We start from the raw sequence: 23147 nt of genomic DNA, 5'->3' as shown, positions 1-23147 counted from the left end.
AAAATCCTAGCCCTACATGTACAATTGTAGGGCTAGGATATAAAATTATAAGTTTAATCCACGTAATACAAAATAAATTAAAAATATTAAAGAAACTAAATACATAGTTAATGAGACTTCCTTATGTTTTTTAGCAAATATTTTTGCTAATGGATAAACTATAAATCCAAAAGCTATACCATCAACTATGCTATAAGTCAAAGGAATTAATATTATTATTAAAAAAGCTGGAAAGCTTTCTGAGAAATCTTCGAAATCAATATTTATAATGTTTTTAATCATTAAACCACCAATAATTATTAATATTGGAGAAATTGCTGCACTTGGAATTATGGTTATTATTGGGATGAAAAACAATGAAATTAAAAATAATAACCCTGTTAAAAATGATGTTAGTCCAGTCTTTCCACCCGCAGCGATTCCAGCTGCGCCTTCAACAGTAGATACTGAAGGACTTGTGCCAAGTAATCCACAAAATACGGTAGAAAAAGCTGTAGCACGCAATGCCTTGTTTATTTTTTCAGGCTGCTTTAACATACCTCCAACTTGTCCATGTAGAAGTCCTATATTTTCAAAAACTAATACTAAGGTAAGAGAAAATGTTGCTACCCAAAATGGTATAGTACCAATTTTGCCAAAATTCATTGTGAAAAACAAATCATTATATGCTGAAAAATTTGGAAGCCCAAATTTTATTGCACCTAAATCTACGATACCAAATGCTATTGATGTTATAGTGCCTAGAAAAATGCTTATTAAAAATGCACCAGGTATATCTTTTAAAAATAAGCATAAAGTAATTATCATAGTAATTAAGAATGCTAAAACGTGAGGATCTGTTAATTTTCCGAGTTGGACTAATGTAGTTGAACTGGAAACTATTAGACCACCCTTTTGTAATCCTATAAATGTTATAAATAGCCCAATACCAACGGTGATAGCTTCTTTTAAACTGTTTGGAATAGATGTTGATAAAATTTCAGATAATTGTGTAAGCGCTACCACAGAAAATAAAAATCCAGCTATAAGTACGGAGGCTAGTGCTTCATGATAGTTAAGTCCCATAGCTCTTACAATAGTATAAGTGAAAAGAGCATTTACACCCATACCAGGCATTATTATCAGAGGGGCATTGCTAATAAAAGCTACTAGTAAGCAACCCACAAGTGAGGCTAATACAGTTGCAATTATTTGAGCATCCATAGGCATTCCTGTATCACTTAATATACTAGCATTTACAACTACTATATAAACTGATGCGAAAAATGAGGTTAGTGCTGCTGTAAGTTCGGTTTTAAAGTTAGTGTTATTTTTCTTTAGTTTAAATATTTTTTCCATTTTGTCAATCCTTCTTTTAATGTATCCCTCTCCCACCCACATCAAATTGATGCAATAGGATTATATCACATAATATAAATTAGTAAAGGCAATATTTAGTTGCATCATAAAATTTTACGCAGATAAAATTAGTGATAAACCTCTCGTTCCTATTAAAGAATTCATAATTTGCTTCACATGAGGTACCTGGTACTATCCTATTAAATGATAGGATAGTGTATGTACAGATCCTGCATTTCCAAAGGCTATGCCAACATAATTACTCCCTATTAGAAAGTCTTCTATTATCTCTTTTCTATACTTCTTACCATTTTCACCATAGCCTTAGGGACATTCAAATAAATAACAAGTCAACTTTAATTTAAAATTTAGGCTATGTTAAAGAGTAGTGTTGAAAATCATATACACAATTATAGGCAATATTATCCTTTTGTTGTATAATGGAGTTAATTTGGACTTGTAAAATATTATGAAACAAAAAAGAAGTAAATTATTAAACCAATATGGGGAGTTTTAGTTCTTATACTTTTATTAATATAAAACTATATGGAAATAATTCTATATGATTTATGATCTTATTTTATGCAACACAACTCAAGGATGTTTAAGGGTGCGACGTCCTGTAGCACTCTGAGTCACGAGACGTGTGGCTTCTGAGGTTTTTTACTTTACAGTAGTAGAAATATAAAAATTCATATTAACTTGGGGGGATATTTATGGTTAAGACAATAAAAAAAATTAGTTGCATGTTTATAATGTTATTTTTAGTAGTAGTTGTTTTTATATTAATGGCTCAAAAATTTGATTGGTCAGTTGATTCTGCTGTTGTACCTTTCTTTCTTATAATTTTTATATTAACTGCATCATGTATGCTAATAGTTTCAATATCAGGGATACTTGAAATTATTAGCAAAGACGGTAAAAAGAGTTTTTGTAAAAAAATTATTAAAAAGTGGCTATTCTTTTTTGTTGTTCTGTATGTAGCAGCATTTTTAAAAAACGATGTAGATATTTTAATAGTTTTAGGTTCATCATTTGCATTTGCAATTTTGAGTTACTATTATACAGCAAAATGAGGAGTGCTCTTGGCAAATTAATTATAAAGTTTAGACAAATTAGTATAGTATAACGTAACAAAAATGAATAAACACAATGAAAAGAATAGTTATAAACAATCTTTCCATTGTATTTATTTAAATTTGATTGGTATAATAAGACAAAATTTATTTATATAACAGGAGGGTAAATATGTTATTTAACGATATAGAAACAGAAAGATTATTTCTTAAAAACATATCCATTGATGACAGAGATTTTATATTTAGCCAATTTTCAAATGATATAGTTACTAGATACTTATTTGATAGAGAGCCAGTAACTGATATGGAAGGTGCAGATGAAATCATTACATTTTATATACAGCCTGAACCACGATTGCAACACCGCTGGGTTATAGTGCGAAAATCAGATGGTATGAAAATGGGTACATGTGGGTTTCATTGCTGGAATCAGAAAGAGTACGCAGTTGAAGTGGGCTATGACATCAAAGAACAGTTCTGGGGAAATGGTTATATGCAAGAAGCCATGAAAGAAATAATTGCATTCGCCATGAATGAGATGCACATAAAAGAGATAAGTGCATGTATTTCTATTGACAATCCAAGGTCAATCCGTCTTGCAGAAAACCTTGGTTTTGTTTTATCAGGTTCAAGTTATGAATTGTTTAGAGATAAGAAATACTTGCATAATAGATACTCGCTTTATCTCACCAAATGAGCATATTTTTTAGTGCGAGTTAAGTCGAAACATTCTACTATGACGCAATAAAGGCAGCCTTGAGAGGTTGCCTTTCAATTTCAACATTATTCTTAAACAGAGCCAAAATTTAAAATTTAAAATTAAGGATAGTATATTTGGCTTATTATTTATTCAGGAGTTTATTTTATGCTTATTATTAAAACTAGAGAAAGAAAAAGGTAGAAACCAAGCCGACCAAAGCAACGTTCTCCATTTAAAATAAGATTTAAAAATTCTTATAAAACTATTATTATGATAAGATTTTTTTCACAATTATACTGCTCAAGATAACCAGGGATTATCCGTTTCGCTTCCAATCTCTGGAATGGGGTCTGACCCTGATGGTTTTTAGTTAACAATATCTCGCTATTTATTATAATTTTTGTTTTTGTTCCATACATATATAATCTTTGAAACAAGAAATTCCATAATTGAAAAGTTAAGCATTAATATTCCAAAACGTAAAACAAAATCTAATGAAAATACTCCTCCTTTAAGTCCAAAATAATCACTCACAGCACTACCTATAATAAATGCAACGAACCAACTTATAAAATTAACCCAAAATTTATTTTTTTTAATCTTCCTCATAATACTTCCCTCCAAAAATAACAATCAAATATAGATATTTCATTTGATTATTACGCAATAGATTACCTTTACGAATTGTTTCTATTTCTTTTTCTATATGCCAACACATAAAAAACTACACCTATTATTAAAAATATAGGTATATAAATATTTGTGAATAAACTTGGTAGTTGAGGATTCGTGGAATAACTTCCTGTATGAGCACTCATTTGACCTATCCAAGAATAATAAGCAATTCCTCTTTCTATTTCATATAAAAAGGCACTTGAAATTAAGAATATTGTACCTAAAATATAATATGTTTTTCTATCCATTAATTAACCCTCCTTTAATCATTGAATGATACGTAATAAATTACTAGTTCGCCATATCCAAGTTATTCATTTTCACTACACTCATCAATTAAGTATTCATTTTTTTCGCACGCCCATTATTAACCTACTGGGTATGTCCACATTCTGTCCAGTTTATATAATTTCTTTAGTAATCTTACAATTGTTTATGACGAACTTTATGAAAACTAAGTACTAAAGGGTATCCTCATAGCCTAGCCTACACAATGATAATCATTTTTATTTCTTTTGTCTTTGTATGAGTCTTGACAACCAAAACCATATTTCATACCCTATAAATGTTCCAATTGTGTTCATTATTACATCTTGTAAACTTCCATAACGACCATTAAATGTTTGTAGAAATTCAATTATTATTGAAAAAATGAGACCTATCAAAACTCCATAAATCCATTTATCCATAAGTTTTTTGAAAACTATTGCCGAGAAGAACCCAAAAGGAATAAATAGTATTATATTTAATAAGGTTGCTATAGATAACCCTTCTTTAAAAAAGTCAAAGCTAAAATTTGCAATTCCATCAAAAAATGAAGTTGTACCAAAATAATCACCGATAATACCCGTGATTTGCAAAATCAGAAAAACTATAAAAATCCATGCAAATTCACATAACATGATTAGCGGTTTAATTTCAAATTTTCTTTTAACTAAAAATTTTATAACAGTATACACAAAAAATAATTAATACTTTATGTATGTAACCATAAAAATAAAACATCCCATTTTGTAAATAACTACTTAACATCTTTATTTTCACCTTCTTGATTACAGATTAGATTATCTAAATAATCTTTTGTTCAATTTATTTTACGAGTTTCTTCTTTAGATATACAGCTTCCCATGCTAAGAATAATGGGAAGCTGAAGAATATATAAAAAATGCAGAATTACTCAATTAATTTAGTAATTCTAACAGTTGGTTGTGTCGTACGTTTAGAATATTACGAACCAATAATCATAATTGATTATGCTAATACAATGCCTTTTTCTATTTTATTTCCTTTTAAAAATTCTTTTACCTCAAGAGGTTTCCCCCCTGGAAACTGTAATATTTCTATAATCAGAATACCGTTATTGGTGGCTACTGTAATTCCTTCATTATTTGCATCTATGATATAACCAGGTGGTTTAATAATATTTGCCTCTAATGACTTGGATTTGAATATTTTAATTGGAATATCTTTATAATAAGTATGAGCAGTTGGCCATGAGTTTATATTTTTATATGGCCAAGAACTCAATCCTCTTATTAAATTATGTATGTTAATACTACTGTCATTCCAATTAATCTTTGCCATTTGCTTGTTTAACATCTGTACATAAGAAATTCCATCACTCTGTTGTTTTACCCCACAAATTTTACCTGTGATAATTCCATTTATTGTTTCCTCTAACAGTTCAGCACCGTTTATTTTTAATAATTTGTACAATTCTCCTGCTGTCATAGATTCAGATATGTCAAACTCACTTCTCATAAGCATATCACCCGTATCTATACCAGTATCCATTAGTATAGTTGTATTTCCAGTTGTTATTTCCCCATTTATTAAACTCCAATTTATTGGTGATGACCCCCTATACATTGGGAGGAGAGACGCATGTAGATTAATACATCCGAGTCTTGGTATGTCAAGTATATGCTTAGTTATGATTTGACCATATGCTACAACAATAATAAAATCAGGTTTTATTTCTTTTAATTTATCAATAATTACAGAGTCTGTTTTTATTTTTTCGGGCTGAAAAATTGGAATTTGATTCGATAGTCCGACCTCTTTGATTGGTGAAATTGCTACCTTTTTCCCTCTTCCACTTGGTTTATCAGGTTGTGTTACAATCGCACTTACATTATATTTCTCTATCATTTTCTTCAATGAGGGAACTGCAAAATCAGGAGTTCCCATAAAAACTATTTTCATTATTGATACCTCCCTTTGATACTACAAAATATATTTTGTAGTTATTCATTAGTTACACAATATTCTACTAGTTCGCCATATCAAAGTTTTGATTTTCACTACACTCATCAATTAAGTATTCATTTTTTCGACAGCGCATTATTAGCCTAATTAGAAGTTCTACAGCATGTCCAATTATATGGATAATGAGAAGTTGAAATCATACTAACGTTATCACACTCAAGACGTTCCTGAACCGAAGCCAAAAGGAATACCCGTTAGCGTGCTTGCACCGGTGAAGGAATGTGTTTTGGCTTCTTCGAAGACTTGACCCAAATTGTCCAAAACGAACTTGAGTACATTGTTAGGTGAAGTTGTTTATTTGCACCTATACTCCTTTTTTGCTTTCCAATCACATACAAATCCTTCTACAAAATCTTCACCATTATATCTATCTGATAAAACCATATGTGCATGCCACTCGTTATAAAACGATACATATGAATAAACCATATTATCTTTTGACACTAAATAAACACAATGAGCATTTTGAGGCATTTCTTGGATATGTTCAGAAAACACCCTACCATGCATTTCACTTGGCTGTATATACTTAATTAAATTTCTGCAGTTTATGATGTCATTCCGCAATTCATCAAATATATTTGATGAAGCAATCTCTTGCCCTACAAGATATGCTAAAGCATTAAATGCAGTTTTTACGAATATGAATCCAAATGATTCACTTGTAATATCTATAGGATGGCTATATTTAAATTCAATCTTCGCTGCTTCTTGAATTACTTCTTCTACTGCAGTCATTTTTAGGCTAAAGGTTTGGTTGATAGTATATTCAATGACTTCATTTGAGAATTTATCCATATCAAAATTTGATATATTGGTTGCTAAATACCATTTGCCTTTATGTAACCCAATATTTACCGTACTAATATTTTTGTCTATATCATTATCAATATGGTTATAAGACTTAATTTCGTTAAATAGAAAATCCATTATTTTTCTTCTAAAATCTAACTGATAACTCTCTAAGTTTTCAATATTGAAATTATCACATACATATTTTACGTCTATCTTCCCAGAAAGATAATTAAACGAATATCTTATTTGAGGAAGGACATATGCTTCACCTGCAAATATATATCCCAAAAGATTTTCTCCGTTATCTCTATTCTCTTTTAGCATACGAATCACTGGTGCTTTTTCTTTCCTTATGTTCTGATTACCTCTCTTACCAGGACCATGTCTCATTCTGTTCCCTGTCAGAAGCGATTTTCTTAAACCAAAAAGCTCATATTTTGAGAATTTTTCATTTGCTTGGTCTGATACAAATCCCTTAGGTAGTTTTAATCTCCCACCAAGTCCTGCTGGAATCAAATGCTCTTGACTGTTATAAGTCAATTCTTCTGATAATCCACCTAAGTAAATGCAATTATCCATATTATCCACCTCTCTATAATTACAGACTATCTTGTATAAATAAATAATTTCACCTAACTACGGTATTTCCGACATTTATAAACTAAGTGCTAATTTGAGGAACTGCCCATTATAGACATAATGGACAATTCTAAATTATCTATTTAATTTTGTTTTTGATGTCTTCATTTTTCATCAGCAAATAATTCTATACTCAACAATTAGCTTGCTCTGGCAACTCGTTTTTCCATTCGCCAATTCTTTTCTTGACATCTTTAATTTCAATTAGTTTTTTTACATTAGAAAGCTCTGTCGCTAAGGCAAAAGCAACGGTTGATTCAATAATCTTTTCATCTAACATCCAAAAATCTTTGGTTATTCGCATGCTATGAATTACTTTTATAAACTCCGCAGTACTGATAATTTTCGTGTAAGAATCATCTTGAAGCTCATATTCACATACTTCCCCCGCAGATGACCAAGTAGTTACATGCAATGCCAAAAATTTAATAGCATTGAGTTCATTGGTTATCGCAGTTTTTATATACTCTGAATATGTTTCTTTCTCTATAAACTTCCAAAGAACCAAAACTCTTCGTAGTTCTTTCCAATTAAATAAATTTGTACTCGCTACAAAACTTTTTGTCCTTTCTAAAAATATTGCTTCAATTTTGTACAAATTATCTAGACTAATAAGTTTTGGTTTTTGCGCACTAGATGTTTCGGCAATTCTCCCATAAGACAGTTCAATTATATGTATAAGATGCAATAAAAACTGAAATGATAAGAAGTCTGAGTTGGAAAGCATATTTGCTATAATATTAAAACGTATGTTTTCATCACTAATTCTAAAGAGTAAATCCGAAATCGTATAAACACTAATTGTTGTTGAATCGGCACCTATCAACTGCATTTCTTTCTCTGCAATTCTTCCACTTTGAAATACTAACACACTCAAAATAAGATCTATTCTTTTTTCTGGAATCCTAGATAAATGATACTTGATTTCCTTTAAATAAACATCAAAAAGGTCGCGTTGATTAAGCGTATCAATATATGACCGCAACTCATCTTCTTTCATGCGCGATAAAGAATCATCAATCTCATTTCTGCTGATTTTTATATCGTCTAAAGAAAGTGAAAAATACAAATCGAATTTACTCTCAGAAGCTATTCTCATTGCCTGATGAATTTCTGAGGGTGTTTGAAAAGCACTTGAAAGTGAAATTCTATTAGAAAACATAGGAAATAAACTAGCAACAGCCTTTAGCATGACTTGGGGATTTTCGGGGTAAATTTCTTGAAAACGTTGTAACGTTTCTTCCTCTTGTTTCTTTACATCATTTAGAGAAATACCTCCACCATTATAACCTCCAACAATAGAAAATTTATTCTCCCTAATCCACTTAAGAATCGAAGAAGCAAATACCCGTAAGGAACATATCCCCGCCATATCAATAAAATCTACTTCTTCCTTTACTGTCGAATACATAAACGTTAAAGTATTACAAAATCTATTAATATCACGCAATGTGTTTATAAAAGGGCTGATGCAAGAATTAAAAACTTTTAACCAGCGTGCTGAATCAAATTCCATGCCACCGTGAACTTCAACTAAATCATCGAGCTTTTCAAATAGAATATTATGAAGCCTTTTAATACTTAATGGCGGCACATCAAACGGAACCTGAATTATTTTTTCCAGATATTCCTCTCCATCACAATGTTGGACATTACTTAATGCGCGCACCACAACATCTTTATCAAATGAAAGCAAATATGTTATGTTTGGAAAACCAGCAACAGCATTTACCAATTGAAAAATAAGTTGAATTTGTTCATTCGAAAGTCTGTCAATATCATCAATCACTACTAAAATTCTGGTATCTAACTCTCTTAATGCTTGTTCTACTTCGTTTTTTCTATAAGAAACATCATTTTGTTTCGACTCCCCCTTATCCTTCATTGACTTACCTAGCATTTCGGATAGCTTAGGCAATAGTTTTAAGTATGGTCCTACTACAGGTATATACTCTGAATACTCTAAAGCGGATGAATACTTTTCAATTGCAGACCCTACATTTTGCATTTTCTGCTCCTTATTATTAAATTTCAAAGAATTTGAGAGAGTCAGGAAAAATTGATTTATAAGTTGATTGGTATCAGTAAAGTTCCAAGGATTAAATTGTATAATAACTATTTTTTCGCTATTATCTACTACTTCAGATAATTGTCTGATTTCTTCAACCGCCATATTTAGGACGGAGGTCTTTCCACAGCCCCATTTTCCTTGTAGTGAGATTGCATAATTATCTTTTGTTTTAAATTGCATTATTGCATTTGCGAGTTGTTTGGCAAATGAACTCCGTCCAAGCTTGTCTTCACTTATTTTATTTATTGGCTTATCTGTATTAAACATACTATCATCTCCTATTTACATAGTTATAGCAAAACTATTAGTTCGCTAGTCTACATTTAACGTTCCTAAATTATCAATCCATTTTACATACAGTCAAAAGGCTTTGCAACCGGAATGGCCATAGTATTGGCCTCCTAAAAACTCATTAAACGATTTGGCGCAGTTGTTATTCTCTATCCGTGACATCTGCGCACTGTTTCTTGTATTATTTTTTTTCAGATATTTGAACTACCTATTATTAGCCAAATAGGTAGTTTAAAAATAAAATTTCAACCAAATTTATATAGCTATCCTTACTAAGTAAATACTAATCACTATGTTCTAGTTTTTGCCCTAAACAGCCAAATCAAACTTGAATGCATTCTTAGGCGATATTTTCTACAGAAATAACCAAATTATAAATCGTTAGATTGATTTTGATATAACCATATTAATATGCTCTCTGTTAGCCTTAGTCCCCCAAAAGCATCTTCAAGTGTAGGATTCTCAAAATCTACAATACCATCAACAATATTAGCTTCATCTTTGTGTGGTCCTAAATCTGAAAGAAAAGAATAAATTTGACTAATTGTCTTAAACCTTGGATAACTGTACCTCTTATTAGGATCAACATCATTTGCTGCTCCATTCTTCCATAAAGAAATATTACTTGGAATATTTACATTATTAATATTTTTATCATCTTTACAAGCTGATTTAAGCCCATTATACCATTTAGTCCCTTCTTCTTTATGATATGTAAAAATTCCAGTTAAAACGTTTCTACAGTCACTAAGACATTCTACACTATTCCCTTGGCTACACATCTTCACTGCATTCTCATAAGAACTAAGAACATTCTTATAATTCTTCTCTAGCCAACTAAGCATTCCACTTTTATAAGCAGTCTCCTCTTCTTCCCTAAGTGTTAGTGAAGATATTGATAAATTTAACTCATCAGTAAATGAAATATCCAAAGTTAGTAGATTCAAATTAGTTCTTAACTCTTTGAACTCTTTAGATTCAAAATCTTTCAAAAGTTCATTAGCCTTAGCACTTCCTTTTTTGTTTAAATATTCTTTAACATCAGCATACTGACTATATGTGCTTCTTGAAACAACCTTATCTATTTTATCATTAAATATTTTGTAAATAGAAACTTTTTTCAAAATGCTATTAAGAAGTTTAATAAATAAGGTAGAATCATCTGTAATTACATAAAAAATATTTAATAGCCCTGAATATGACCTATCATTCATATAGTAATAAATATCCCAATTTTCTTCCTTTCTTGTTTCTTTTAGTTCATGGATGTGCCCTCATAATACTCACTTAGTCCCACATTGTAAAAAACTCGTTTAAACCCATCTAATTCAGGTATTATTAGATTTCCTCTTGTGATTATATCCGCAATTCTGGACAAAGCATTTTTGTTAATATTATCCATATTAAACCTCCAATTTTATTTATCTCCATTATAAAATCATCTACTAATATTTCTTACACTCTTAAAAAAATCACTTTTTTAACTGCCGATTATTAGACATAATCTGTATTTTATAGTTACATTATGCTTAATACTGCGACCATGACCTTGCCTGTTGCAGAAGTTTTGCATAAAGAAATTAATTCAGTTAAGCCATAGCCACTCACCACAACTAAAGCGTCTCATCCAACTTCTGAATCTTTGAGTGGGAAATTAAATATACATTGCCTAAAATATCGATTTTGTCTCCCTTTACACGTATAGCGCAATCTTTGTTCGACGCATAAACGTTCATTTCTTCTGATAAGGGCGATAGTTCGCCTTGAATCTGCGCAATGTTATTTTCAAGATTAAAATGAGACAGGACAGAAAAATCGTCAAGGCCGATACCGTCGTAAATAGAGCTTATTTCACATTTATAGCCAGTGTATTTCGAGCATAACCATTTAGCGGACATGTTTATCGCACCAGCGCTTGTTCCCATCACAACGGCTCTGCTTTTTTTAATCAAATCCGACAATTCATATTTAATCAAAATACCGTTCTGTTCAACAGTATTTCCACCCAACAAGAAAATTACCGAAGCATTTTGGATTAATTTTTGGGCATCTTCCTTCTGTACTCCATAATCAATTAAATGATATTCATCAAACATAATGTTGGCCTGGTCAAGCCACGAGCGTTCAGTAGCACCAACTTCCTCATCTTCATGAAGAAATGGATTCGCGCTAATCATAACAAGTGATTTTCTATCAGTAATATCCTCATGCAACAACCTGACCAGCTTCTCAAGAAAAACATCGTTAAACCAACCTAAATAATAGTGTGTTTTCATAAGCACCTCCGTAGTAAAGTTTATATAATATAAAATAATCTGTAGTTCGCCTTATTTTACTGAGACGCATTAAATTTCTGAGGTGGGCTACTATTCAGAAAATTAATCTCAAGTGTCAAAGATTCCTCAAATAGAAGTTTTTATAAGCATTTCTTTTTTACCATATCATATTTCTATATTCAATCCATCATACGCAAATTCTATATTGTCATAATTCTTTGCTTTTTTCAAATAATCATCATATGATAATCCCCAGTCCTCATCTAAATGAGTGATAATAACCTTATTAACATTATACTGTTTTTTTAGTTCAACAATTTCATTCATAACAAACAAATGTTTTCTCATTTCATTATCGTTATCAATAATAAAATTATCTTTTGCTACTTCTGAAGTTATTGTATTTCCAATTATCAATAAATTAGCATTATTAAATAAATCTTCATCTGGAAAAGGTTTTACATTACATGGTGCATAAATAACTTTTTTATCCTTTTGATCAAATACAAATACTGAGCTAATCTTATTACTAACAGGTATGATTGTAATTTTTATATCATTTATATTTAGTTCTCTATCAACAACATTTATTTTTATTAAATTATAGTTTTTTTCGTAATTTTCAACATACGGTCCGAATTTATTTTTTATTGAACGTATATCTTCAATTACATAATCCAATCCAAACACATTTATAGGTTTTTTATTTTTAATTCCAACCGATAATTCACACCAATTTATTTTTATCTGTTCAAAAACTCTCATCCCTAGAGTATGGTCGGGATGCCAATGGCTATAAAGCACATTATCAATACTCTTTATATCAAATTTATTTAGTGCAATATTAATATCCTCTGGAGTATCAATTAACAAATTGATATCCTCTATAAATAATGAACAACCAAAACGCGAGTATGGTGTTCCCTTCTCCCTCGCTTCTTTACATACTCTACAACTACATGTTGCTCTAGGTATTGACGTACATCCTCCAGAACCTAATACTTTAAATTTCATGTAACTTCCCTCCAATAATTTCTTTTTTCATCAAGCATAAGCTTTTTCTTTATGTTCTCAATCTTTTTAACTGCTCTCGTTACATTACTAAAATACTTTTTATAGGTATTGGTATATCTTCAAGCGTAGATATACGCTCCCTACAGCAAATACTTGGTCATGAAAGCGTTGTTACGACTGAAATATATACACATATTGATGAGCATCAATTACAATCTGCTGTAAACTCTAATCCATTATTATAGACATACCCAGCATACTAAAAAACAAAAACCATTAGTTTCATATTTTTTCCTCAAGAATAATAATTGTAGTCTCCACCTTTATTCTAATCTCGTTCACTTTCATTATACTACAATTTTTAACACTATATGTTTATTTTACCTATAATATCTCTTTATTTTTATCCATTATTTAAACTTAAACCCTTCGCTCTCAATCACTACCTTAACAAAAAAAAGACAGCAAAACTTAATTACAAAGTTTTACTATCTTTTTAAATTATCACAACTCTATACTTTTCTTTTTAGTAGCCAGCAGTATTCCACATATTCTGTATATGGGAGCATATTCCCTTTAAATAATGTCCCCCATCAACCCTACTATTTATACAACCACCTATATACACCCCTAATATCCTCCAAGCTCATTTCCACATAATTATTCTGAAGCAATCTCCCCTGCGTTTCTATAACACCTTGGCTAAATATTTCTATTTCCTCTTCCTTCATGCCATACTCATTTAGATTCTTCCTTACTATTAAGTTCTTTAGTAGCTCTTCCAATGCTTCATATGCTTTTTCTTCTGGCACATTAAGAATATCAGCTATAAATTGATTAACCCTCTTGATCTTTCCATTTGCATTACTTCTATTATAGAATTTGAATACTTCTATAAAGAATGCATAATTTGCTTCACCATGAGGCACATGATACTTTCCTCCTAAGGGATAGGATAGTGCATGTACAGCTCCAACTCCTGCATTTCCAAAGGCTATGCCAGCATAGTTACTCCCTATAAGAAAGTCTTCTATTATCTCTTTTCTATAATCCACACCTTTTTCTATTATAGCCTTATAACCATTTATTATTATCTTAATAGCCTCAAAGCTAAACATTTCGGTGTAAGCATTTGCTTTTGGGGATACTAATGACTCTATAGCATGTATAAGCGCATCTATTGAACTATATACAAAGAATTCATAAGGAAGTTCGCGCACAAGTTCTGGTATTAAAACTGCATAATCAGCATATAGCTCCTCTGCGGCAAGACCCATTTTTGTACCTTTTGATTTTATTTCTGTAATTGATATATTTGTAACTTCACTTCCTGTTCCACAGGTTGTAGGAACTATTATAAGCGTCTTTTCCTTTACTATAGGTATCTTTTTTTCAAAAAGCTCTTTAGTTGTTGTTACATCCTTTAATATTAATATTTTAGCAATATCTATTATAGAACCTCCGCCTATTGCAACAACTCTATCTATTTTCTTATGCTTTATTTCCCCTATTATCTTATCTATTATATCATCTGAAGGCTCTTTTAAATTGTAGTCTTCTTGAAATATATAGTTACAATTTGTATTTAAAGTTTTAAGGAATCTTTCATATAAAAATTTGTTAGTGAATATTAAATCCTTTTCCCCTAGTTTAAATTCATTAGCGAACTCTAAACAATTATTAAATTTACATATTTGTGGTCTAACCTCTAAAAGTTTCATTATTCCCCTCCTGCATTCCTAATATAGCAAATCACCCATAAACTCTCAACTCTCAATTTTCCTCTGTTCTCCGTAACCTAATTCCAAATTTCCTCGTCTCTTAATACTTTTGCATTTTCATTATATAAACCTATTCTTGAAATGTTTATAAGATGCTTATAATCTAAGTTTTCTGAAATACTGTTATTTCCCCAGGAACCACATCCAAGTGTAGTTGTTGGAGCAAATCCATTTTTCGCTCCACCACCTGCGCAAGTTGCTGATGGTTGATTAACTACCAGTCTACTTACTGTTAATTTATCACCAGCTAATTTAATATTTTCCATACTATTTGAATGTATAGCGCAAGAGTGACCCTTTCCTTCCACTTCTAAATTACTTTGAGCTATATGGATTGCATCTTCAAATTTGTCATATTCAAAGGCAACCATAACAGGGCACATTTTTTCTTTACATAATAGATCCTTGTCCCCATATCCTCTAGCCTTTAAAACTATAACCCTAGTTCCCTTTGGAATATTAACTCCAGCCATATTAGCTATAAATTCAACACTTTGACCAACTATTTTTCCATTTATAATCCCTTCAGGAAATATTACCTTTGCAAATTTTTCGATTATTTCTTCATCTTCTACGTAATAAGCTCCATTTTTCTTAAAGGCCTTCATAATTTCACTAAATTTTTCTTTTGGTGCTATTATAGATTGCTCCCCTGAGCATATTATTCCATTGTCAAAAGTTCTTCCTTCTATAATCTTAAGCACAGCCTCCTCTATATCTACATCTCTATCAATTATACATTGAACGTTTCCAGCACCAACGCCATAAGCTGGCTTTCCACTACTATATGCAGCCTTAACCATTCCCATTCCACCAGTTGCAACAACTGCATCTACCTTCTTCATAAGATCATTTGTAAGCTCTATAGATGGTTCTTCTATAACCTGAATTAAGTGCTCTGGAGCACCTAACTTCTTAAGTTCCTCATTGAATAAGTCTACTACATATTTGGCACATTTCTTTGCTCTTGGATGAGGAGCTATTACTATTGCATTTCTCCCTTTTAATGCAAACATTGAATTACACATAGGTGTTACTATTGGATTAGTACATGGAGTTACAGCTCCAATTATGCCCATAGGCTTAGCCACTTTTATAATTGCATTTTCAATATCTTCTTCTATTATTCCAACTGACTTCTTATCCTTTAAACTTTTCCATATCATTTTTGACTTTCCTTTATTTTTTGCTACTTTATCATTGTAAACGCCCATTCTAGTTTCATCTACAGCCATTTTTGCTAATTCTTCTGCTCTATCATATACTACTTTTCCAATGGCCTTTACTACTTCATCTACTTGACCTTGAGAAAATTTTTCGAATTCCTTTTGAGCTCTTCTTCCCTTTTCCATTAATAAATCTACATAATTTTTTGTTTCCATGTTTAGTTCCCCCTATCAATCTTTGTAATTTAAATTTATTGTTATGCTAAAGCTTCAACCATAGATATCCCTTTATTAAAAGCTAGCATATTTTTATCCAAAGTGGCTCTTGGCACGTTTTCACTTATAGCTTTCTTTAAGCTTTCATAATCAACTAATTTTGTTACTGCTGCCAAGGCTCCTAAACATAACATATTTATGCTTTGAGGATTCTTAAGCTGCACTTCTGATGCCTCTATTAAAGGTAGTTTAATGCAATTACTATCTCCTTCAATATCTACAGTTTCATCTACAATTACAACAGCACCTTCTGCTGAATTGTTTTTAAACTTGTCATACCCACTTTGACTTAAGGCTAAAATTATATCCGCATTGTCTACCCTTGGATAAGATATATCTTTATCCCAAATTATTACGTCTGCCCTGCAACATCCACCTCTAGATTCTGGTCCATAGTTTTGAGTTTGAACAACGTGCATTCCTTCCAGTACCGCAGCTTCTGCCAGTATTATTCCTGCTTTAACTATTCCTTGTCCTCCAAGTCCCGTGAAAATTATTTCTCTTTTATCCATGATTAAGCTTCCTCCTTAAATTATCACCTGAGTGCTAATATATTTTAAGTACTGCTCTACATATTCATCTTCATTTTCATCCTTGAAAACTCCTATTTTAAGTTTTTCATTTTCTGCTCCACCATTTTTAAGTACCTTTATCATATCTGAAGGCTTCTTTAATTTATTTCTTCTCCCATATTGAACTGGACAAGTAGTTAGTGCTTCCACCACCGAAAATCCTTTTCTTAAAATAGCACCTTCTATAGCTTTTACTAAGTGATTGTAATGCGCTACTGTACTTCTAGCTATATAAGTTGCTCCTGCTGCATCACACAACTTACATATGTCAAAATCTCTACAAAGATTTCCACCTTCGGAAGTAGTTGTTCTTGCATCCTTTGGCGTTGTAGGTGAACATTGTCCTCCTGTCATTCCATATATATTGTTATTGAAAACAATTACAGTCAAATCTATATTTCTTCTACAAGCATGTATTAAATGATTTCCACCTATAGCGGTTGCATCACCATCACCAGATATTACTATAACCTTCATTTTAGGATTTGCTAGTTTTATTCCTGTAGCATAAGGTATAGCTCTCCCATGTAATGTGTGTATTGTATCAAAATTCATATATTGAGCTGCTCTCGATGAGCAGCCTATGCCCCCTACAATGCATATATCCTCTTTATTTATATTTGAAGCATCAATAGCCTCAACTAATGCTTTTAATATTATTCCATTACCACATCCACTACACCATATATGTGGCAATTTATCTTTCCTTAAATATTTATCTATTAGCCCTTGATTCATCTGTGCTCTCCCCTTATGGCATTTACAATTTCACTTGGCTCAAATATTTCACCACAATACTTATTTATTCCAACTACTTTGCACCTGCCTTTTGATATTCTATCTATTTCATTTATAAGCTGTCCTGCATTTAGTTCCGGTACAAATATATTCTCTATATTATTGTCCTCTATGATTTTTTCTAATTCCTTGTCTGGAAATGGGCATATAGTATAAGGTATAAATAATCCTGTATCTTCAAGCTTTTCGCCTTCTACTAATTCCTTGCATACTCTTGCTACAGAACCAAATGAAACTATTAGATTTTTGCAACCCTTTGTTTTAATATCTTCATATCTAACTATGCTACCCCTATTATTTTTGATTTTACATAAAAGTCTAGTTATAAGATCTCCAGCTACCTCATTTAAATTTGATGGATATCCATATTCATCATGGCTAAGTCCTGTAACGTGAAAATTGAAACCCTCACCTATATTTGCCATGGCCGGTACCATATCTTTTGTAATCTCATAGGCTTTGAATCCATTTTTATTACAATAATCTGGCTTTTTCCTATCAACTATTTCAGCCTCATAATCCTCTAAAGATATACTTTCTCTCATATGGGCAATAACTTCATCTAATAGCAGTATTACTGGGACTCTATACTGTTCTGCATAGTTAAATGCTTCTATAGTTAATTTATAAATACTTGATACACTTATAGGTGTTATTACAATAACTGGGTGATCTCCATGAGTTCCCCACATGCTTTGCATTACATCACCTTGTGATACTGATGTTGGAAGTCCTGTACTTGGACCTCCTCTCATAACATCTACTATTACGCAGGGTATCTCAGCCATTGAAGCGTATCCTATAACCTCTTGCTTTAATGAAAATCCCGGTCCACTTGTAGCTGTCATTGATTTTAAGCCTGCTAGTGAAGCTCCAACTACTGCTGCCATACCTGCTATCTCATCCTCCATCTGGATAAACTTGCCACCTACCTTAGGCAATTCTACCGATGCTATTTCAGCAATTTCACTAGCAGGACTTATTGGATAACCTGCATAGAACTTCATTCCAGCTTTTATTGCACCCGCAACGCAGGCTTCATTTCCTTGCATTAATACCATATTACTCATTTTTGTCCCCTCCTATTGTTATAGCAAAATCAGGACAAATTCTCTCACATATACCACAGCTTATGCATAAGTCTCCCTTTTCAACTGTTGCTTTTCCAAGGCTCATAACTAAAACCTTTTTAGGACAAAAATCTATGCAAAGCTGACATCCTTTACAATACTCTTCTTTTATATAAACCATCTTTTTATCATCCTTTACTTATGAATCTTATAATATATAAAATAATCAAATTTACTATTAAATCTTCTTTCCCACTCTTTAATTAACTCTCCCCTAAATTTAGGATGAGCTATATTTATTAAAGCTCTGCCTCTTTCTTTTAATGTCTTTCCCCTTAGTTCTGCTATACCATACTCCGTAACTACATAATGAACATCTGCTCTTGATGTTGTTACTGTAGCTCCATTATCTAAAAATGGAACTATTCTAGAAACACTGCCTTTAGAAGCTGTTGATGGAACTGCTATTATTGCTTTACCACCTTTAGATCTATTTGCACCTCTAATAAAATCTACCTGTCCTCCTACTCCACTAAATTGCTTAAGTCCTATAGACTCTGATGCTATTTGTCCCATCAAATCTATTTGTATGCATGAATTTATTGATACCATGTTATCATTTTGACTTATAACATATGGATCATTTACATAATCAACAGAGAACATATCTATCATTGGGTTATTATCTGCAAAATTATATAGTTTCTTTGTTCCCATTAAAAACGTAGCTACTATCTTATTTTTATGAATTGTCTTTTTCCTGTTATTTATAACTCCAGCTTCTACAAGGTCTACTACTCCATCTGATATCATCTCTGAATGTATACCTAAATCCTTTTTATCTTTCAAATTTAAAAGTACAGCGTCTGGCACGGCACCTATTCCCAGTTGTAATGTGGATCCATCCTCTATAATAAAGGAGCAGTTTCTTCCTATTTCATTTTCCACTTCTCCTATTTCGCCTTTTTTAAGTTCCATAATTTCATAGTCGGCCTCTACTATGTAATCTATATCTTTAACATGTATAAAATTATCGCCCAGTACTCTTGGCATCTTCTTATTAACTTCGGCTATAACTATGTCTGCACACTCTGCAGCTACTTTAGTGTAATCATTTGAAACTCCAAAGCTACAAAAACTATGTTCATCAGGCTCTGAAACTTGAATTATAGCCACATTTACCTTTAAATACTCTTCTCTAAATAATCTTGGGATTTCTGAAAAAAAACAAGGTGTGAATTCTCCTCTAGCACTATTTATAGCTTCTCTTGTAGATGCTCCAGCAAATAAGGAATTATGCTTAAAGTGATGAGCCATTTCTTCTCTTGCATATGTTCCTTTTCCCATCCCCACCATGTGAACTATTTCTACATCTCCGTAACTTTCCTTATTTTCAATCATTGCATCTATAACTAGTTTAGGTTCTCCAACTGCATGACCAATAACTACCCGATCTCCAGAGTTTATTTTTTGCGAAGCTTCACTAGCTGTAACTATTTTTTCTTTATATACCTCTTTCCACTCCATAAGAATTTCACTCCTTAATTTTTGCTATAGCTTTAGCTAATTTTTTCTTTTTGTCTAAATTACCTTGTCTCCATATCATTATTCTTTGAGCTTGTGGTGAACCAGCACCATGCATTGACTCAGTTCTATAACCTACGGCAGCACTTCCTAGCGTTAAATTTTCTATAAGTCTTAGTATTCTTAATCTATTTTCAGTTGGGACACTAGCTACGCCCTTTAAATATTTTTCTATATATGGTCCTATTTTAGGGTCCTTAAGGTCTTTCTCTGATGGCATTGTCACCATTAACCCTCCTGCTATATCCTCTGCAAGTCTTGCTATCTCATAAGGTAATCTTGTTATATTTTGTTTACAAACATTTGCTAATAACAAATCTATTTGATAGTTTCCAGACTTTGTAGCAGAGCCTTCGCAGGAACAGGCAATACCACAGCTGTATAGGGTTTCATTTAAGTGAATCATCTCTATAAGCTTATCTTTTATGTGAGATGCCTTATTTGCTCCATTATAATCAGCAGCCACAGCAGATGCTCCTATAAGTACATCTCCAACTCCAACTTTACATCCACCATAGCTTTGTCTATGATATCCTGCAAATCTTTCTACAAGCATTCCTGAAAACTCTACTTCTCCGTTTAAAAATATTCTTTCATTTGGAACAAATACATCTTCAAATATAGTTAAGGTTTCATGTCCTCCAAAAGTACTGTTTCCTAAATCTATCTCTGCTCCCTCTTCTAACTTTCTTGTATCACAAGATTGTCTTCCATATATACTAAAGATACCTTCTGCATCAACTGGCACAGCAAATGCAATGGCAAAGTCCTTATCATCTGGCCCCATTGCTATTGTTGGCATAACTAATATTTCATGAGAATTAACCATTCCTGTTTGGTGAGCCTTTGCTCCTCTAACAACAATTCCATCTTCTCTTCTCTCTACAACTCTTAAAAATAAATCTAAATCCTTTTGTTTACTTGGAGCCAGTGATCTGTCTCCCTTAGGATCTGTCATTGCTCCATCCACAACTAAATCCTTTTCTTGAACGTACTCCATGTATTTCTTGAATTTTTTATGATAATCAGTTCCATGAGCTTCATCAATCTCAAAAGTAGTACTATATACAGCATTAAAAGCATCCATACCAACACATCTTTGAAAACATGCTCCTGTATTTTGACCGCATAATCTTTGCATTTTAACTTTGTTTATTAAATCATCATTACTTTTATGAATATGACAAAATCTATTTACCACTTTCCCTGTTAAACTTGATGTAGTTGTCATTAAACCTTCATATTCATTTTTCTGCGCAAGTTCATAAGTCATAGCTACTGAATTTAATGATGGTCTTATCATTGGATGATCCACGGGATTTTCTATAAGCTCTCCAAATAAATAAACTTTTTGTTTTAATTTTCTTAAACTATCAATATATTCTTTCCTTGTCATTAATGGCATAATATATTCCCCCCAATTTCTCTTGATGTATATATACTAAGCAATAGCCGTGCCAACTATGGGATTTATTATTCTTTAATAGCTTGACCCTTGAAAAGTCTATGTTAAAATCTTATTTACAAGGTTTTCATAGTTTTACTTACCTTATAATCATTTTACTTAATTGCAACTTCTTCTTAAATTATTGAATCAAATCCTTCAAATTAGCCATATCCAAAAATGCATACAGTGCAAATTTGCATACTTTAAGTCATAAAAAAGAAAACTCTCTAAACTTTTATTGAAGTTTAGAGAGTTTTCTTTTAGTTTTCTTTATTGTATTTCTTCCTTTTTCTAACTAATGTAGAGGGATTAACCCCTAAAGCTTTTGCTGTCATTCTTATATTTCCATAACGTCTCATGGCATCCTCGATTATTTCTTCTTCTATAGTCTGAATTATATCCTTCAAATTACATCCTTTTATACTTAAATTGCTTATACTAAATTCCATTTCATTTCCTTTGTAGCTATCACTTATATATTCCGGCAAATTTTTTCCATATATAATTTTGTTATCACTCATAACCACAGATCTTTCTACTATATTTTTAAGTTCTCTTATATTTCCTGGCCAGGAGTAATACTTTAAGCAATCTAATGCCTCATCACTAAAATAACTTTTTAGTCCATACATTTCATTAATTTCTTCCGTAAAGAACTTGATAAGTGGTACAATATCTCCCTTTCTTTCTCTTAGAGGTGGTATGTTTATAGGAAAAACGCTAAGTCTATAGTATAAATCCTCTCTAAATAAATTTTCCGCTATCATTTCCTTTAAATTTCTGTTTGTTGCTGCTATTATTCTAACATCCACCTTTACTGGCTTTAATCCACCTACTCTTTCTATCTCATGTTCTTGCAGTACCCTTAAAAGCTCAACTTGAACCTCTTGTGATAATTCCCCAACTTCATCTAAAAATATAGTTCCTTTATCCGCAAGCTCAAATACCCCTATTTTACCCTGCTTATTTGCTCCTGTAAAAGATCCTGCTTCATAGCCAAAAAGTACCGATTCTATTAAGTTTTTAGGTATAGCTCCACAATTTATAGCAACGAAAGATTCCTCTTTTCTTAAGCTATTGTAATGTATATACTTCGCAATCCCTTCTTTTCCAACACCTGTTTCTCCTTGCACAAGGACTGTGGTATTTACCCTAGAAACCTTGCTTGCCATCTTTAGTACTTGTATCATATTATCATCTTCTATTATCATTTTACTTATATTAAAAATATCACTTTTTATTTTTTCTTCATTACTTTCTTCTATATTCTCTAAAACCTCACTCATAATATATAATCCCCTTTAAAG

22 protein-coding genes and 2 pseudogenes are annotated in these 23147 nt (G+C 31.7%); 3 read left to right on the top strand and 21 right to left on the bottom strand.

Features of this window, described 5'->3' with window-relative positions; translation table 11 throughout:
- Positions 1–45: 45 nt before the first annotated feature.
- Both G9F71_RS11435 and G9F71_RS27765 read right to left on the bottom strand, forming a co-directional pair.
- On the bottom strand, positions 46–1338 hold the full coding sequence (locus tag G9F71_RS11435; RefSeq protein ID WP_164948188.1) for an NCS2 family permease: 1293 nt from the start codon (positions 1336–1338) through the stop codon (positions 46–48).
- A 195-nt stretch (positions 1339–1533) separates the two neighbouring features.
- Positions 1534–1653 (bottom strand): annotated as a pseudogene (locus tag G9F71_RS27765) (4-hydroxybutyrate dehydrogenase); the annotation flags it as partial.
- Positions 1654–2054: 401 nt separating this feature from the next.
- Between G9F71_RS27765 and G9F71_RS11430 the strand changes: the two are divergent.
- Positions 2055–2414: a hypothetical protein gene (locus G9F71_RS11430; protein WP_164948189.1), complete on the top strand. Its 360-nt coding sequence runs from the start codon at positions 2055–2057 to the stop codon at positions 2412–2414.
- 172 nt (positions 2415–2586) lie between these two features.
- Positions 2587–3114: a GNAT family N-acetyltransferase gene (locus tag G9F71_RS11425; RefSeq protein ID WP_164948190.1), complete on the top strand. Its 528-nt coding sequence runs from the start codon at positions 2587–2589 to the stop codon at positions 3112–3114.
- A gap of 387 nt (positions 3115–3501) precedes the next feature.
- Here G9F71_RS11425 and G9F71_RS11420 read toward each other — a convergent pair whose 3' ends face one another.
- From G9F71_RS11420 to G9F71_RS11375, 10 genes are all read right to left on the bottom strand, one after another.
- Positions 3502–3726, bottom strand: a complete 225-nt coding sequence (locus G9F71_RS11420) for a hypothetical protein (RefSeq protein WP_164948191.1) — start codon at positions 3724–3726, stop codon at positions 3502–3504.
- Between the two features lie 68 nt (positions 3727–3794).
- Positions 3795–4040 carry a hypothetical protein gene (locus tag G9F71_RS11415; RefSeq protein ID WP_164948192.1) on the bottom strand — a complete coding sequence of 82 codons (246 nt, stop codon included), beginning with the start codon at positions 4038–4040 and terminating at the stop codon, positions 3795–3797.
- A 258-nt stretch (positions 4041–4298) separates the two neighbouring features.
- A complete protein-coding gene (locus G9F71_RS11410) occupies positions 4299–4694 on the bottom strand; it encodes a VanZ family protein (RefSeq protein ID WP_164948193.1) in 396 nt (131 codons plus the stop codon).
- A gap of 349 nt (positions 4695–5043) precedes the next feature.
- The gene (gene fmt, locus G9F71_RS11405; RefSeq protein WP_224626338.1) at positions 5044–5997 is read right to left on the bottom strand and encodes a methionyl-tRNA formyltransferase; all 954 of its coding nucleotides are present in this window, start codon (positions 5995–5997) and stop codon (positions 5044–5046) included.
- A 357-nt stretch (positions 5998–6354) separates the two neighbouring features.
- Positions 6355–7434, bottom strand: a complete 1080-nt coding sequence (locus G9F71_RS11400) for a hypothetical protein (protein WP_164948195.1) — start codon at positions 7432–7434, stop codon at positions 6355–6357.
- Positions 7435–7627: 193 nt separating this feature from the next.
- A complete protein-coding gene (locus G9F71_RS11395; protein WP_164948196.1) occupies positions 7628–9832 on the bottom strand; it encodes a P-loop NTPase fold protein in 2205 nt (734 codons plus the stop codon).
- A 395-nt stretch (positions 9833–10227) separates the two neighbouring features.
- The gene (locus G9F71_RS11390) at positions 10228–11070 is read right to left on the bottom strand and encodes a hypothetical protein (RefSeq protein WP_164948197.1); all 843 of its coding nucleotides are present in this window, start codon (positions 11068–11070) and stop codon (positions 10228–10230) included.
- Positions 11071–11111: 41 nt separating this feature from the next.
- Positions 11112–11258: a hypothetical protein gene (locus G9F71_RS11385; RefSeq protein ID WP_164948198.1), complete on the bottom strand. Its 147-nt coding sequence runs from the start codon at positions 11256–11258 to the stop codon at positions 11112–11114.
- Between the two features lie 211 nt (positions 11259–11469).
- Positions 11470–12132: a Type 1 glutamine amidotransferase-like domain-containing protein gene (locus G9F71_RS11380; RefSeq protein ID WP_164948199.1), complete on the bottom strand. Its 663-nt coding sequence runs from the start codon at positions 12130–12132 to the stop codon at positions 11470–11472.
- A 165-nt stretch (positions 12133–12297) separates the two neighbouring features.
- Positions 12298–13146: an MBL fold metallo-hydrolase gene (locus tag G9F71_RS11375; protein ID WP_164948200.1), complete on the bottom strand. Its 849-nt coding sequence runs from the start codon at positions 13144–13146 to the stop codon at positions 12298–12300.
- Positions 13147–13271: 125 nt separating this feature from the next.
- Here G9F71_RS11375 and G9F71_RS11370 point away from each other — a divergent pair.
- Positions 13272–13391: pseudogene (locus tag G9F71_RS11370) on the top strand (recombinase XerC); the annotation flags it as partial.
- A gap of 357 nt (positions 13392–13748) precedes the next feature.
- Here G9F71_RS11370 and G9F71_RS11365 read toward each other — a convergent pair.
- The 9 genes from G9F71_RS11365 to G9F71_RS11325 form a co-directional block, all read right to left on the bottom strand.
- Positions 13749–14867 (bottom strand): 4-hydroxybutyrate dehydrogenase, encoded by a 1119-nt coding sequence (locus G9F71_RS11365; protein ID WP_164948201.1) that lies wholly within the window; start codon positions 14865–14867, stop codon positions 13749–13751.
- Between the two features lie 77 nt (positions 14868–14944).
- The gene (locus G9F71_RS11360; protein WP_164948202.1) at positions 14945–16309 is read right to left on the bottom strand and encodes an aldehyde dehydrogenase family protein; all 1365 of its coding nucleotides are present in this window, start codon (positions 16307–16309) and stop codon (positions 14945–14947) included.
- Between the two features lie 41 nt (positions 16310–16350).
- Complete coding sequence (locus G9F71_RS11355; RefSeq protein WP_164948203.1) at positions 16351–16881, bottom strand: 2-oxoacid:acceptor oxidoreductase family protein; 531 nt, start codon at positions 16879–16881, stop codon at positions 16351–16353.
- A 15-nt stretch (positions 16882–16896) separates the two neighbouring features.
- The gene (locus tag G9F71_RS11350; protein WP_164948204.1) at positions 16897–17679 is read right to left on the bottom strand and encodes a 2-oxoacid:ferredoxin oxidoreductase subunit beta; all 783 of its coding nucleotides are present in this window, start codon (positions 17677–17679) and stop codon (positions 16897–16899) included.
- Positions 17676–18809 (bottom strand): 2-oxoacid:acceptor oxidoreductase subunit alpha, encoded by a 1134-nt coding sequence (locus tag G9F71_RS11345; protein WP_164948205.1) that lies wholly within the window; start codon positions 18807–18809, stop codon positions 17676–17678. The genes G9F71_RS11350 and G9F71_RS11345 overlap by 4 nt, the downstream gene beginning before the upstream one ends.
- Positions 18802–18990 (bottom strand): ferredoxin family protein, encoded by a 189-nt coding sequence (locus tag G9F71_RS11340; RefSeq protein WP_125005648.1) that lies wholly within the window; start codon positions 18988–18990, stop codon positions 18802–18804. The genes G9F71_RS11345 and G9F71_RS11340 overlap by 8 nt, the downstream gene beginning before the upstream one ends.
- 14 nt (positions 18991–19004) lie before the next feature.
- Positions 19005–20336 (bottom strand): acetyl-CoA hydrolase/transferase family protein, encoded by a 1332-nt coding sequence (locus G9F71_RS11335; RefSeq protein WP_164948206.1) that lies wholly within the window; start codon positions 20334–20336, stop codon positions 19005–19007.
- Positions 20337–20343: 7 nt separating this feature from the next.
- Positions 20344–21798, bottom strand: coding sequence for a 4-hydroxyphenylacetate 3-hydroxylase family protein (locus G9F71_RS11330; RefSeq protein WP_164948207.1), 1455 nt, complete (start codon positions 21796–21798; stop codon positions 20344–20346).
- A gap of 302 nt (positions 21799–22100) precedes the next feature.
- Positions 22101–23126 carry a sigma-54 interaction domain-containing protein gene (locus G9F71_RS11325; RefSeq protein ID WP_164948208.1) on the bottom strand — a complete coding sequence of 342 codons (1026 nt, stop codon included), beginning with the start codon at positions 23124–23126 and terminating at the stop codon, positions 22101–22103.
- Positions 23127–23147: the final 21 nt, after the last annotated feature.

The sequence above is a fragment of the Clostridium sp. FP2 genome, assembly GCF_011065955.2.
Lineage (GTDB): Bacteria > Bacillota > Clostridia > Clostridiales > Clostridiaceae > Clostridium_AD > Clostridium_AD tagluense.
The sequence above is the reverse complement of the archived record's forward strand: the minus strand, read 5'-3'. Positions and strand labels throughout refer to the sequence as shown.